The following is a 13,063-nucleotide window of genomic DNA, read 5'->3' as shown; positions in this document are numbered from 1 at the left end:
CATTTCGCAACGATGATCAGGAAGACCGGGTGGAACGAAGCTTGTCTGTGACCGCTGCCCTCAGCGAGGCACTCGGCCGTTTCATGGCGCATGCTCGGCTTGCCCTCGACGATGACGGGAGCACCGCACCTCCAGTCAGGCGGCAAGGGACAGCCTCGGCAGGTGCTCACACACGCGGATGACTCTCTCCTTGTCAGTGGACCTCGATACCCTTCGCAACCATGACGGTCAAAGGCACATTCACGATCAACCTTTCAGGCCCGTACGACCGGCGCGCTGAACTTCTAGAAGCCCTCGCCGATGCCTCGATAGCAGCGCAGCCCACAGCTCCAGCAGTCGCAGGTGTCGAGGAGGAGACGAAGGGATGGGTCCAAGCCGAGTTCCACGACGGGACCGACTCGCCGGACTCTGACTTCCAGCAGTCCTGCATGGACAGGATTGCGGTAGTAAGTTCGCAGTTCGGCTACGAGCGCCGTAGCCACGGGGTAGTGCTCGGAGGGGCTGCGGAGTTCCGGGAAATTGTGGATACGCGCACGGGCGAGGTGCTCATGAAGGGGTGGGGATTCCCACCAAATGCGGCCCGCATTTATGCCGAGGAGATGGGCATGCCGATGGAGTTCTTGGAACTGCGCGAGCGCCCCGGTACATGGGATGTGCCCGAGCGCTGAGGCGCAACCGCCGTTACGCCGCTTCGTACTGGTGAGCCCGGCCTCCACGCCACGTCACCCACGATGGGTCGTCGAGGATCCGCTCGGCGTCCGGGAGCCCGGCCCTGCGCAGGAACTCGACGACATCACGATCGGAATGCGCGAGGCCGAGGATCTGGTCGCGCGCGGTGACACGCCGGCCGCCCGACGGGGACGGCGGGTGCACGACTATCGGAGCGGTTGCCACACCTCCAGGGTGCGACGCACGATCACTCCCGGCATGTCGATCATTCACCCGGGCACCTGGGCCATGACTGCAGGGAGGGTGTCGTGATCATCGCCGTGTTCGCAGGGCTGGGCTACAGGGACATGCCGCTGTGGGGCTGGCTCGTCGTCATCGCAGCATTCGCCGTGGTGCTCGTTGCGATGGCTCGCCGCCGCTAGTCCAGGACACCTAGCGCCGTGTCCGGTCGGCAGTGCGGGCAGGCGTCCGTACCGTTCGCGCGAGCGCGCGCCGCGCCTCATCCTGCTCCGCCCTCCGCGAGCGCTTGCCCGCCATGTGGCAGCCGCCGACGTGCACGTACACGGAGTGGCGGCCCTGGAGGCCGCGCTCGATGAGCCACTCTGGTTCAGGCGGCCTGGCCGCTGCGCCGCGGGCCCGTTCCTGCTCGCGGCGTTCCTCGTCCGCGATCCACCGCTCGGTGCGCGCCAGGTCCCGCTCCTGAACGCGCCGCAGGAACCGCAGCAGGTCGAGGCGGTTAACTGGATCGGACACACGTTCGATTCTATGCTCGGAGTTCACCCCGAGCACGCGAGCCCCAGGAGACCCGGCATGGACGACCCGCTCGCCCGCCTCGGCCTCGACCCCGCCCACCTAGACCCGGCCCCCTCCGCCCGGCCGCCATCCTTGATGAGCCGCGCACGCCTCGCCCCACCCACACCTGCACCCTGCTCCGCATGCGGAGAACCAGCGATCGCCACCCGGATCGTCACCCTCGACGACGAACCCCGCTGGCTCGACCTATGTCGCGAACACCTACTCACGGCCGCGGGACAATCCTGATGAGTGTGACCCCGCCCCGGCCGCTACCACGTCACCCTCACCATCGACGGCAAGCCTGTCCTCGACGGCTGGTGGGACGACCCAGACACCGCTGAACGCAAGGCGACCGGGCTCGCCACCGAGCACGAGGACAACCCAGGCGCCCGCGTCACCCTCACCGAGTGGCACGGCGGGCAGGAGTGGCCCTCCAGGAGTGGCCCACTCCTCCGGCCGCGGAAGCCGAGTGAGCTGACAGCCGGCCGCCGACCCCGACGAGGGTGATCACCACTACGGGCACGCCGTGGATCAGACCTCCAACACCAGGGAGTACGGCGCAGGGCGCACCTCACTGCCCCGCCGAGGCCCTCCTGTGCGGCCCCGCAATGACGCGTACCGTCGGAATATGACTGAGCCCCGCACGACCCTCGCACAACGCGCGGAACAGGCCGAGGAGCACGGGGCCTACAGCGAGGCCAGAGCGCAACGTCACGAGAACATGGGCAGAGCACGCGACACTGCTCTGCACGCGAGGATGGCCGAGCTACATCACCGGTCGCCGCGACCCATCGCGCGGCCGCAGCATCGCACCGGCGCGCCGCCGACCTCTGCTGACAACTGCGCCTACTCCTCAACTTGCGGCGGATGCCGGACGAGTTGCCGGAGCGCCTTCTCCACCTCGTACCGGTTGAGGCCCTCGGCCGTGGCGTACTCGGTCACGGCCTTGTGGCGCGGGCGGCGGCATCGAACCAGATGCTTCGCTGCTGCTCGCGTTCTCCGTTGTCGAGGTGTTCGATCTTGCGTCCCTCGTCGTCGGCCGTCCGCTGCAATTCGATCAGAGATTCTGGTAGGTCCACGAGCGGATCTTAAGCACGACGTGACGCGAGGGATGACGGGCACGGCGAAGCCCCCGGCCTTGATGGGCGGGGGCTCGTTCGTGTGCGGCTACGCCTCCCAATCGGCGGACACTTCATGTACAGCCTGCACGACCGCCTCCGCTGCCTGCCGAGCCTGCTCCGCGGAGAGGCCGATCTTCTGTGCCGCGATCCCCGTCTGAAACGACAGCACGTTCGCGAGTCGCTCCCCCTTGGTGAAGTCCGCGTCATCGCTATCGGATGGGCGTAGCTCCGTAACGTTCATGGACGTTCCTTCGTCTCGTGAGGCCAGGTCCGTGCGCTTACCCGGGCTCGGCGGGTTCGCCGCGAAGAACGCGGCCACCTCATCAGCTCGGAATCGGGGCCGCGTGCTGCCCTCGCCCTCGACGGGCTTCGGGAAGGCTCCGCGCTTTCGGTGCGCGTGCACCGTCTGTCGCGTGACCCCGTGCTCTGCCCGATCTCGGTGGTGGTCATCAAGCGCGGGCTCCCCTCTGTGTCAGGGCTCTTGGGCACGGCAACATCCTTCCCGAACCCCTTGACGTTGTAAAGAGGTTCCTGCCAGTCTGGCACTGCACCAACAAGGAAGCCCCGGCCCGGAGTTGCACCTCCATTGGGCCGGGGCGGACCCACCCACAACGCGAGAAGGAGCAGGTCCGTGGACCACGGTATCGGCCTCATGACCAACCGCGAAGCCTCCGGCAGGAGCGCCCTCGTCGCCCGCGCCCTCGGCTTCCGCCCCGGCTGGACGCCGGACGAGCACCTCGGCGAGACCCTCCACTTCATCACCGCCTGGGACCAGCACGAGCTGAACAGCATCTACGTCCGCGCCGGCGGGACCGTCACCACCCAGCTCGTCACCCGCACCACCAGCAACGGGCAGGCCACGTGGCCCGCCACCGAGATCACCCTCACCATCCCGGTGCCCGGCATCGGCGACGTCCAGGTCGTCACCGACTGGCACGCCGACAACGGCGGCCTCGACCTCCCGATCATGCAGGCCGTCCCGAACGCCGAGCTGATCGCATGAGCGCCGAACACGAGCGCACCAAGCCGCCGCCCCCGTCCGTCCGCCGCGCCCCCACCCCCAAGGCGTCGCCGCCGCCCTGCACCGCCTGGCCGACCGCCTCGACACCCAGCCCAACGGCCGGCCGCCATCTACGTCATCCGCGGCTACGGACGGGCGTACGGCCTCACGAGCGACTGGCTCGACCTCCTGCCCACCCCGGACGGCGCCCCGCACTCCGAGTACGCCACCCGCCTGCGGGAGATCGCCGGAGGGGAGCAGCCCCGATGACCTGCTGCGGAAAGCCCATGAGTTGGCAGGGCGGCAAGTGGGTGTGCGGCAAGTGCGGCGCCTGGATCATCCCCGGCGTCACCTTTGTCGCCCGGAAGGTCGGTGCCTGATGGACGCCTTCGACCCCTGGCAGCACCCCCTCGTCACCGGCATCGACGAGGCCGACCAGTACACCGCCGTCCTCAGCGACGACGGCGGCACCACCTGGCGCGAGGACCCCCACCCCCACCCCGTCTGCGGCGGACACGTCCAGATCGAGGCGGGGCAGACCCTCCGCGCCCTGGCCAGCGGAGCGTCCGGCTACCACGTCCGCTCCGAGGACAACGCGGCGACCGTGACCATCCAGCGCGGCGACGCCGTCGTCAAGTGGGCGAGGAGGGACGCCTGATGCGCCTCTTCCCTCGCCGCGAGCAGACGACGCGCACCTACCCCGCCGCCGGTGTCAGCGTCACCGGTGATGCCGGTCGCTTCCGCCGGGCCAAGACGAGCGAGGCCCGCGACGCCGACCGCAAAGCCGAGAAGTGGGAGCAGCAGCACCGCCGCCGCTTCGGCTAGCTCACGCCCCACCACCGACCGGCCGGGCCCCGCGCCCTGCCCCCGCCACCGGGGCCCGGCCCTCTCCGCTCCCGGAGGAGCACCGTGAAGACCCGCCGCATCACCCGGGCGCGCCTCGTCCCACACACCGTCGACGGCAAGACCCGCATGGTCCCCGACGACGAGATCATCGAGGTGCCGCCCCCCGCGCGACTGGGACCAGATCGCGCTCAACACGGTCACGGTCATCGTCACCGCCCTCGTCCTCGCTTGCGTGGTGTGGTCCACCGTCTCTATCGGCGACCTCCTCTCACGCGTCGTCATCGAGCCGGCCGCGTACGGGGCCGCCGCCGTCTTCGACCTCGCCTGGATCGCCCTCATGATCATTGAGTGGCTGGCCCGCTACACCCCGGCCCGCGCCCGCGCGGCCCGCTACGGCGGATACGCCGCACTCCTCGTCGCCATGGGCGCGGTCGGAGCGCACGGCTGGCTCGCTGGAGACGCGGCCACCGGCATGGTCGGCGCCGTCGTCTCCGGCCTGGCCAAGGGCACGTGGACGATCCTCCTCGCCTTCCAGGTCCCCCTCGACAAGCGCACCGCCGCGTTCCTGGAGCAGGAACTCAGCGAGGCCGCCGCCGAGTTGTCCCGGATCCCCGTGGACCGACGCGTCAACCGGGCCCGCGCACTGCGCAACGCCGAGCGCCGCGCCCTCGAAGCGGACGCCGGATCCGTCGATCCGGACCGTCCGGACGACGACGCGGACGATCCGGACCCCAACGTCCTGCCGATCAACCCCGGCGCTCCGACCTTGAAGGACGCCGTCCGGACGGCATGGGACAGCGGATTCCGCGACAAGGATTCCGTCGCCCGCTACGTCGGCAAGGCCACCGGTAAGGCGGCCTCCCGGAGACCGTCGAGCGCTACCTCCGCGCGCTCCGCGTGGGCGCCTAATGGTTGCCGTCGGCGGCCTCCTGCTCGCCCTCGTCTGCCTCGCGATCGTCGGCGCGGGCCTCGCCCTCGCCGTCATCGCCTGGCGCCCGAGCCACCCCGCGCAGCTGCTCGCCGTGTCCGGGGCCGCCGCCGTCGGCGCCTTCGCTTTCCTCCTCGCCGCCCTGCACTGGCTCGCCAACCTCCTGACCTGAAAGCCGCCGTCATGTTGCTGCTCGCCGCTATCTGCCTGGCCGGACTCGCGCCCGGCGTCGCCACCGCATGGCTCCTACGCGGACGCGGCTGGCCGCTCGCCATCGCCGCGGGGCTCGGCGTCACCCTGGTCCTGCCCGCCAGCCTCATCGCCGCGATGATCCTCTGCCCGCCGCTCGGCCTGGCCGTCGCCCTCGCCGCAATCGCCGAGGCCCTCCACGCGTACGACGACGGCCGCATCTGGATCGCCACCGCCTGGGCTGGCACCGCAGCCCTGGCCCTTGCCTGCACGGGGGTGGCCTGGTGAGCACACCGTCCCGCCGCCCGATCACCCCGACCGGCGTCTACAAAGCGGGCACCCCGCTGCCCGCCCCCGCCTCGCCACCACCGCCCGCTCCTCCCGCGCCGCCGGCCTTTCCCCCGGCGGGGCCGGACTGGTGGAGCGTCGGGTCCGGACCGTCCGGACCGCCGCCCCCCGTGCCCGTCGACATCCACGTCACCGTGACCGTTGACCAGGGCGGATGGCTGCCGTACCGGATCCGGAGCCCCTTCCGCGCTGGTGGCAGCGCGTCCGCATCGGCTACAACATTGCGCTCGCCGTCCTGTCCCTCACCGTCGCCGGACCATGGGCCGCGCTGCTCACCAAGGTGCGCGAGGAGGGCACCCTCGCCGGGGCCTGGGTCATGGCCCTGATCCCGCTCGTCGTCCTCGGCTTCATCGACAACGTCCGCCGCGTCGAGGCCGCGGGCGCCGACCCCGACCTGTGGCCCCCGAAGCTGCGCGCCGCCGCCGCGCGCCTCGCCCTGGGCCGCCGTCATCGGCACCGGCCTCGCCCTGCCGGTCGCCACCGCCGTCCAGATCCTCACCGGAGTGAAACCCGCATGAACACCGTCACCCTGGCCGCAGCCAGCCAGTACACGACCATGACCATCTCCACCGCCGGGTTCGCCCTCGGCCTGGCCCTCCTCGGCACCGAGCTCTGGCGCTGGCACAAGGGCGGCGCCAAAGCGCCCGCCGGCGGCCCGCCCGCAGCTGGCGGAGGCGGCGGCGCCAAGGACCCCAAGGCCCTGATCCCGCTCGGCTTCGGGATCTTCTGCGGCATCCTGATGATCGCCTGCCCCGCCGGAATCCTCGGCACCCTCGCCCAGTTCCTGCGCTGGGGCGGCAACTCCGTCGGCGACATGGCCATGCGCTGGACGACCGGTGTCCCCAGCCAGACCCTCGCACCGCCGCCGCCCCCCGCATCGACGGGTACGGCGCCATCGTCGTCGCCGCCCTGGCCGTCTCCCTGTGGATCCTGCGCAAGACCATCGCGAAAGCGGTCCGCGGCAAGTGGTGGAAGGGCGTCCTCGTCGGCGTCCTGCTCTGCGTGAGCACCGGCACCGCCGCCATGATCGCCGAACAGATCGTGACCGGCGTCAACGGGTTCGGCGCCTGGGCGATCGGCAGCATCGCCGAGGGGAAGCTGACATGAAAGCAGCCCCCACCACGGTGCAGTGGCTGCGCACAGCCGTCCGCCGCATCTCCACCGGATCCGGCCGCCGCGCCACCTACCTCACCACCTGGACCGTGCACCGCGCGCGCCGCATCTGGAAGGGCGGCCGCGACTGGCTGGCCAAGGGGAGCGGCTTCGAGTGGTGGGGGTGCGCGCCGCGCTGCTCCTCGCCGCTGCGTTCATCGTCCGGAAGATCGCCACCGCTGTCGGCGGCGGCCTGTATCGCCGGATCGAGGACGCCGAGACGCCCTGGCTGCTGTGGGCCGCGGCCGCCTGGTGGATCGTCTCCGCCTACCGAGCCGGAGCCAAGGACTGGAAGCCGAAGCGCCCGGCCATCCCCCCGGAGCCAGCCGAATCGCAGGCCGAACCGGAGGCCGAACCGGAGGCCAAGGCCGAGGAGAAGGACGGCGAGCAGCCCGCCGCCGACGGCGCCCAGGAGAAGGCCGAGCCCGCCGCCGGGGCAGCCCCCGCCGACCCGCCCCGGCCGATCCTGTCCGACCTCCGGATCGCCCTCGCGCGGATCGGCACACCGCACGCCCATCTGGCCGCTCTCGCTGCCGACATCGGCACCACCCCGGAGCGCGTCCGGAGGAGTTGGACAAGCACCAGGTCCCCGTCGAGGCGGTGCGGATGCAGGGCCGGGGCACGTCGACCGGCGTGAAGGGCGGCGACGCCATCCACCCCGCTCTCGTCCCGGCCCCGAAGATCTCGCCGTTGTTGCCGCAGGTCAGACCGCCAACAACAACAGCAACAACACGTTCACGACTCTGCCGAGCAAGGAGAAGCCGGAGCACACACGGGTGCTCTGGCACGACTGGAAGGGGTCCGCCATGGAGACCGAGCACCAATCCGTCCGGGACTACATCGCCGCCCGGCAGCGCGGCGACCGAGCCGAGACCGACCGCCTGCGGCGCGAGGCGATCGCCCGTTTCGAGACCCGGCAGACCGACGGCACCGAGCTGCGGGACATGACCGAGGCCTCGATGACCGTCCCCTTCGGCCCGCAGGACTGACCGCCACCCGCCCACCGTCTACAGAACAGGAGTCCACATGTCGTTCCTCGATGACCAGCGCGCCGCCGCCAAGGCCGCCGTTGAAGCAGGCAATCCCGAAGGCGCCGCCGAGATCACCATGCACGCCCTCCTCGAAGGGCCCGGCACGTTCGAGGAGAACCTGACCGAGATGAGCCAGGGCACACCGCCCGAGACCGCCTGACGCGCATCCCGGGGCGGTCGCCCGCCTGGCAGCTGACCGACCGCCCCGGTTCCCCATCCCGAACACGAGACAGGACCGCCATCATGGCATTTTGGAACCGCGGCCAGACCACGTCCGAGACGGAGACCCGCCCCCGTACCCCTTCGGAGCAGGCCCTGTCCGCCACGGTGGACAAGCTGCCGAAGAACGTGAGCGACTGGACCCCCGAGCAGCGCGCCGAGTACGCCGAGAAGTCGAACACCGTCATGCGCGAGCAGCACGGGACGCCCCGCGCCCTTGGGCCGCCAGTAGCATTCGGTACCCGGCCCCGTTGCACACCCCCCGGTGCGGCGGGGCCGGCTTCGTTGGAGAGGACTGACGCATGAAGCTCTGGCCGCGAGGCTCAGCCTCCGTGCCCGTCCGCCCGCGCGCGGACCGCGTACGGATCGCCGTTCTCGAGCACGACCTCCTCGGCATCGCGCCCGAGCCCGGGACGGCGGCCGCGCTCACTATCGCCCTGCGCCGCGCCGGCACCTGCTTCGAGCACGACCCTGTGGAGACAACGGACTTCGGTGACACCCGGGCCCACGGCCTATGCGGGCGCTGCGGGTGACGATGCTCTTGAGCGAAGACGGGGAGTGGCACGCCGTCCGCGCGTGAACCTCAACCTTGCTTGACGTTCCGGCTGATCATGCCCCACACTGGGCCGCAGATTTGGCGTGCCCGAAAACAGCAACCGTCACAGGTTGGCCACAGGAGCACACCCTTCCCTCACACATCACCGATGATGCCCCTCAGCTCAAGTCCTTGGGGGGACCATGCGTCATCGCCACGCCATCGCCGTTCTGCTCGCCGCTGCGGCCCTTACGCTCACCGCCTGCACGAGCGACAACACCGTCGACGCCAAGCCCAAAGAGACGGCTACCAAGGCTCCGTCACCCGACTGGAGTTCCGCTCGGAAGGCCGCCGGCATGCCGCAGGACCCGACCGGGGCGAAGCGCACCAACCTGCTGAAGGCCCTCAGCGCGGTCAACCCGGACATCGTGAAGTACGAGGACAAGGCCGTCGATGCGGCCGTGAACCAGTGCAGCGCGATCAACGGCGGGGCAAGCGACAGGACTGGACGGCGTCGCAGCGCTTCACGTACAAGGACGTGACGACGACAGAGGCACAGGGCAAGCAGATCAACGAGGCCCTGAAGAACCTGAAGTTCTGCGAGGTCTGACCCGCAGATTCGAGCCCGGCCGTACGCCGATGCGGCCGGGCTTTTGCATGTCCTGAGGAGGCCCCGATGACGAAGCCGAAGGTCTCCAAGGGGGCCTCGTCGGTGACGAGGAACGCGCCGAGATCATCCGCCTCCACGGGGAAGGCCTCGGCCGCAACGAGATCGCCCGAGCCACTCAGCGGTCGCAGCGCACCGTGTCCCTTATCTGTGCCGAGGAGGGCCTGGAGTTCGACGTCACCATGACCGAGGACGCCACCCGGCACCGCGTCGCTCAACTCGCCGCCCGCCGGGCCGTCCTCGCTGAGGCCCTTCAGGGCGACGCCGAGCGGCTCACGAGAGCAGATGTGGGCGCCCACCGTCGCCTTCAGCTTCGGTGGGAAGGACAACGTCTACCGCGAGAAGCACTTCGATGAGGCGCCGTCCGCCGACAAGCGCAACCTCATGGCCGCCGCGAACGTGGCCATCGAGAAGTCCCTGAAGCTCATCCCACCGAGCGACGACAACGGGGCCGGAGACGCTCGCTCCATGCTCGGCCAGCTGATGGCAGGGCTGAAGGCGGCGTACGACGAGGCCACCAGCGAGGAGGCCGCCAGCGAGGAGGCGGGTGAGTCTCCTTGATGCGCTGCCGCTGTCCCGGAAGCAGATCATCTCTGTCGTCGAGGCAGAGGCGCGCATCAACGCCTGGGAAGGCAGTGTTCGTTCCGGGAAGACGATCGCCTCGCTGATCTGCTGGCTCGCCTTCGTGGCCGAAGCGCCGACCGGCGGCGAGCTGGTGATGGTGGCCGCACCCGCGACTCGCTGTACCGCAACGTCATCCAGCCGCTGACCAACCCGGAGATCTTCGGCCCGCTCGCGAAGCAGGTCTCGTACAACCCGGGCGCACCGATCGCCTACATCATGGGGCGGATCGTCCACGTCCTCGGCGCCAACGACGCGAAGGCCGAGCCGAAGGTACGCGGCATGACCTGTGCCGGGGCCTACGTGGACGAGGCGACCACGCTTCCGAAGCTGTTCTTCGACCAGCTCGTTGCGCGGTGCTCCGTCAAGGGTGCACGGATCTTCACGACGACCAACCCGGACAACCCAGCGCACTGGTTCCGCAAGGAGTACCTGAAGCGGCCAGCCGAGACCGGGCTGCGGAGTTGGCAGTTCACGCTGGACGACAATCCGTACCTCGACGCGGAGTATGTGGCCTTCCTGAAGACCACGTACACCGGTCTGTTCTACCGGCGGAACATCCTCGGGCACTGGGTGCAGGCCGAGGGTGCGATCTACGAAAGCTTCGACCCCGCCAGGCACGTCGTCACCGAGCTGCCGAGGATCGACCGCTGGCTGTGCGACGCGATCGACTACGGCACGACGAACCCGTACGCCGACCTGCTGATCGGGCTCGGCTCGGACCAACGGCTGTACGTGGTGTCGGAGTACCGGTGGGACTCGCGGGTTGAGCGGCGGAAGATGACCGACACCGAGTACAGCGCGGCCCGGCGCCGCTGGCTGGCGTCGGTAGCGCAGCCGCAGACGAACGTGCTCGGGGTGCAGCCGGAGTGGACGATCGTCGACCCGTCGGCGGCGTCGTACATCGAGCAGCTGCACCGCGACGGCGTGAGTGGTGTGACGGCCGCGGACAACGCGGTCGTCGACGGGATCCGTACAGTCAGCTCGCTCTTCGCGGCGACCGGCTGCGGATCCATCCCTCGGCCGCCGGGCTGATCGAGGAGATCCCCGGTTACTCCTGGGACGACGACGCCGCTGAGAAGGGCGACGACAAGCCGATCAAGCAGGACGACCACTCCTGTGACGCGCTGCGCTACGGCGTCCGTACGACCGAGGCCCTGTGGCGCCCCTATCTACCGACGCGATTGGAGGTGGCTGCCTGATGCCGCTGCCCACGGGGGACATCGCCTGGCCGCCCCCACACCTCAACCCGCCCTCGACGCCATGCACACCTGGGACTCCTGGTGGTCCGGCGACCCCGACCGGCTGGAGACCCTCTACGGCGGCAGCACCGGCGGCGGCCCCGACCCGAAACGCATGCAGTACTCGGCGGCGTCGTCGGCAGGCTCGCCCGCTGGTGTGGGGCACTCCGACCGGCCCCGGCGAGCGCCGCACCAAGATGCACGTGCCGATCGCAGGCGACCTGTGCGGCGGAAGCGCCGACCTCCTGTTCTCCGAGCCGCCCAAGCTCACCGTTGACGACGACACGACACAGACCCGGCTCGACCTCCTCACCGATGACGGGATGCTCGCCACCCTCCAGACCGCGGCCGAGGTCGGCGCCGCGCTCGGCGGCGTGTACCTGCGGCCCGTCTACGACATCGAGATCGCAGACCGGCCGTGGCTCGTCGCCGAGCACGCCGACAGGGCCGTCCCCGAGTTCACGTGGGGCCGCCTGTCCGCCGTCACCTTCTGGCGCGTCGTGCGCGAGGAAGACGGGCAGGTGTGGCGCCACCTGGAACGGCACGAGCCCGGCGCCATCCTCCACGGCCTGTACCAAGGGACGCGGGAAAAGCTCGGCCGGCCGGTGCCGCTGGAAGACAGCGAAGCCACCGAGGGGTACGCGTCGATCGTCTCCGACGAGGGTGCGATCAAGACCGGGTACCAAGGGCTCGACGTCTCGTACATCCCGAATCAGGTGTCCCGCCGCTGGCGGTGCAAGCCCCGCCTCGCCGACCTCGGCCGCTCCGACCTTGACGGTGTCGAGCCGCTCATGGACGCGCTCGACGAGACGTACTCGTCGTGGATGCGGGACATCCGCCTCGGCAAGGGCCGCATCCTCGTCCCGAACGCCTACCTCCAGTCGAGCGGCCCGGACGCGGCGCCGCATGGAACCCGGACCGGAGGCCTACGCGGGCCTGGAGATGCTGGCCCGCGGTGACACCGGCCTTCAGCTCACGGTGGCGCAGTTCCAGATCCGGTGCAGGAGCACCGGGACACGGCCGAAGATCTCGTGAACCAGATCCTCCGCTCGGCCGGGTACAGCGGGCAGACGTTCGGGCTCGGCGGGACATCGCCGTCACCGCGACGGAGACCGTGGCCAAGGAACGCCGCAGCATGACGACGCGTGGCCGGAAGATCCTGCGGTGGCGCCCGGCGCTCGCGCACGCTGTCGAGGCGCTCCTCGCGGTCGACGCGTACGTGTTCGGCGGCGGCATCCGACCGCAGCGGCCGACGGTCGAGTTCGAGGATTCCGTCCAGGAGGACCCGCTCAGCCTGGCCAACACGGCGGACGTGCTGCGCCGGGCGCAGGCAGCGTCTACCGACACTCTCGTCCGCATGGGCCACCCCGAGTGGGACGAGGCCATGGTGGCGGCCGAGGTCGCCCGCATCAACGCCGAGTCCGGGCGGACCGTCGAGGATCCGTTCCAGTCCGAGCCATGCCGTAAGGGGTACGCACCGTGCCCGTCTCACCGGCCATGGCCGAGGATCTCGCCACCGCCATCGCGGACCTGTACGAAGCCGCGCAGGGCGTCCTCCTGGAGCGAGTCCAGCAGGCGCTCGTCGAAGGCATCGACAGCCCTATCTGGGTCCAGCTGAAGCTCTCGCGGTCGGCCACCTTCAGACCGCGATCGAGGACGTCATCGCCGCACTCCAGGCCAACTCGGCCGGGGCGATCCAGG

Annotated in this window: 20 protein-coding genes and 1 pseudogene; 16 read left to right on the top strand and 5 right to left on the bottom strand. The window is 70.2% G+C overall.

Annotation, left to right across the window (positions count from 1 at the left end):
* Nucleotides 1–221 precede the first annotated feature (221 nt).
* Nucleotides 222–668: a hypothetical protein gene (locus tag C1N81_RS00210; RefSeq protein WP_394425477.1), complete on the top strand. Its 447-nt coding sequence runs from the start codon at nucleotides 222–224 to the stop codon at nucleotides 666–668.
* Nucleotides 669–681: 13 nt separating this feature from the next.
* On the opposite strand, the gene C1N81_RS00205 is transcribed toward C1N81_RS00210, so the two are convergent.
* The 4 genes from C1N81_RS00205 to C1N81_RS00190 form a co-directional block, all read right to left on the bottom strand.
* The gene (locus tag C1N81_RS00205; RefSeq protein ID WP_394425475.1) at nucleotides 682–894 is read right to left on the bottom strand and encodes a hypothetical protein; all 213 of its coding nucleotides are present in this window, start codon (nucleotides 892–894) and stop codon (nucleotides 682–684) included.
* Nucleotides 895–1,101: 207 nt separating this feature from the next.
* A complete protein-coding gene (locus C1N81_RS00200; RefSeq protein WP_394425473.1) occupies nucleotides 1,102–1,422 on the bottom strand; it encodes a DUF6233 domain-containing protein in 321 nt (106 codons plus the stop codon).
* A 980-nt stretch (nucleotides 1,423–2,402) separates the two neighbouring features.
* Nucleotides 2,403–2,543, bottom strand: coding sequence for a hypothetical protein (locus C1N81_RS00195; protein WP_394425472.1), 141 nt, complete (start codon nucleotides 2,541–2,543; stop codon nucleotides 2,403–2,405).
* An 88-nt stretch (nucleotides 2,544–2,631) separates the two neighbouring features.
* On the bottom strand, nucleotides 2,632–2,826 hold the full coding sequence (locus tag C1N81_RS00190) for a hypothetical protein (RefSeq protein ID WP_394425470.1): 195 nt from the start codon (nucleotides 2,824–2,826) through the stop codon (nucleotides 2,632–2,634).
* Between the two features lie 390 nt (nucleotides 2,827–3,216).
* Between C1N81_RS00190 and C1N81_RS00185 the strand changes: the two genes are divergently transcribed.
* The 4 genes from C1N81_RS00185 to C1N81_RS00170 all read left to right on the top strand — a co-directional run bounded on the left by C1N81_RS00185 (nucleotide 3,217) and on the right by C1N81_RS00170 (nucleotide 5,836).
* A complete protein-coding gene (locus tag C1N81_RS00185; RefSeq protein ID WP_394425469.1) occupies nucleotides 3,217–3,588 on the top strand; it encodes a hypothetical protein in 372 nt (123 codons plus the stop codon).
* A 376-nt stretch (nucleotides 3,589–3,964) separates the two neighbouring features.
* Nucleotides 3,965–4,243, top strand: a complete 279-nt coding sequence (locus tag C1N81_RS00180; RefSeq protein WP_394425467.1) for a hypothetical protein — start codon at nucleotides 3,965–3,967, stop codon at nucleotides 4,241–4,243.
* Nucleotides 4,243–4,410 (top strand): hypothetical protein, encoded by a 168-nt coding sequence (locus C1N81_RS00175; protein WP_394425466.1) that lies wholly within the window; start codon nucleotides 4,243–4,245, stop codon nucleotides 4,408–4,410. The genes C1N81_RS00180 and C1N81_RS00175 overlap by 1 nt, the downstream gene beginning before the upstream one ends.
* A gap of 253 nt (nucleotides 4,411–4,663) precedes the next feature.
* Nucleotides 4,664–5,836: a hypothetical protein gene (locus tag C1N81_RS00170; RefSeq protein ID WP_394425464.1), complete on the top strand. Its 1,173-nt coding sequence runs from the start codon at nucleotides 4,664–4,666 to the stop codon at nucleotides 5,834–5,836.
* A gap of 37 nt (nucleotides 5,837–5,873) precedes the next feature.
* Here C1N81_RS00170 and C1N81_RS00165 read toward each other — a convergent pair whose 3' ends face one another.
* Nucleotides 5,874–6,020, bottom strand: coding sequence for a hypothetical protein (locus C1N81_RS00165; RefSeq protein ID WP_394425462.1), 147 nt, complete (start codon nucleotides 6,018–6,020; stop codon nucleotides 5,874–5,876).
* A gap of 30 nt (nucleotides 6,021–6,050) precedes the next feature.
* Here C1N81_RS00165 and C1N81_RS00160 point away from each other — a divergent pair, with 30 nt between their 5' ends.
* The 11 genes and pseudogenes from C1N81_RS00160 (at nucleotide 6,051) to C1N81_RS00110 (ending at nucleotide 12,980) form a co-directional block, all read left to right on the top strand.
* Complete coding sequence (locus tag C1N81_RS00160) at nucleotides 6,051–6,902, top strand: hypothetical protein (RefSeq protein ID WP_394425461.1); 852 nt, start codon at nucleotides 6,051–6,053, stop codon at nucleotides 6,900–6,902.
* A 261-nt stretch (nucleotides 6,903–7,163) separates the two neighbouring features.
* Nucleotides 7,164–7,685, top strand: coding sequence for a hypothetical protein (locus C1N81_RS00155; RefSeq protein WP_394425459.1), 522 nt, complete (start codon nucleotides 7,164–7,166; stop codon nucleotides 7,683–7,685).
* Between the two features lie 169 nt (nucleotides 7,686–7,854).
* Nucleotides 7,855–8,037, top strand: coding sequence for a hypothetical protein (locus C1N81_RS00150; protein WP_394425458.1), 183 nt, complete (start codon nucleotides 7,855–7,857; stop codon nucleotides 8,035–8,037).
* 37 nt (nucleotides 8,038–8,074) lie between these two features.
* On the top strand, nucleotides 8,075–8,239 hold the full coding sequence (locus C1N81_RS00145; protein WP_394425456.1) for a hypothetical protein: 165 nt from the start codon (nucleotides 8,075–8,077) through the stop codon (nucleotides 8,237–8,239).
* An 83-nt stretch (nucleotides 8,240–8,322) separates the two neighbouring features.
* Entirely contained in the window at nucleotides 8,323–8,604 is a 282-nt protein-coding gene (locus tag C1N81_RS00140; RefSeq protein WP_394425455.1) for a hypothetical protein, read from the top strand.
* Nucleotides 8,601–8,831, top strand: coding sequence for a hypothetical protein (locus C1N81_RS00135; protein WP_394425453.1), 231 nt, complete (start codon nucleotides 8,601–8,603; stop codon nucleotides 8,829–8,831). Before C1N81_RS00140 ends, C1N81_RS00135 begins: the two co-directional genes overlap by 4 nt.
* 205 nt (nucleotides 8,832–9,036) lie before the next feature.
* Nucleotides 9,037–9,375: a hypothetical protein gene (locus C1N81_RS00130; RefSeq protein ID WP_394425451.1), complete on the top strand. Its 339-nt coding sequence runs from the start codon at nucleotides 9,037–9,039 to the stop codon at nucleotides 9,373–9,375.
* A gap of 410 nt (nucleotides 9,376–9,785) precedes the next feature.
* The gene (locus C1N81_RS00125) at nucleotides 9,786–10,061 is read left to right on the top strand and encodes a hypothetical protein (protein ID WP_394425449.1); all 276 of its coding nucleotides are present in this window, start codon (nucleotides 9,786–9,788) and stop codon (nucleotides 10,059–10,061) included.
* Nucleotides 10,048–11,323 (top strand): annotated as a pseudogene (locus C1N81_RS00120) (PBSX family phage terminase large subunit). Before C1N81_RS00125 ends, C1N81_RS00120 begins: the two are co-directional and overlap by 14 nt.
* Before the next feature lie 242 nt (nucleotides 11,324–11,565).
* Nucleotides 11,566–12,321, top strand: a complete 756-nt coding sequence (locus C1N81_RS00115) for a hypothetical protein (protein ID WP_394425447.1) — start codon at nucleotides 11,566–11,568, stop codon at nucleotides 12,319–12,321.
* Nucleotides 12,322–12,497: 176 nt separating this feature from the next.
* On the top strand, nucleotides 12,498–12,980 hold the full coding sequence (locus C1N81_RS00110; protein ID WP_394425445.1) for a hypothetical protein: 483 nt from the start codon (nucleotides 12,498–12,500) through the stop codon (nucleotides 12,978–12,980).
* Nucleotides 12,981–13,063: the final 83 nt, after the last annotated feature.

The sequence above is a fragment of the Streptomyces sp. SGAir0957 genome (genome assembly GCF_043523415.1).
This window is presented reverse-complemented; position numbering and strand designations above follow the sequence as displayed.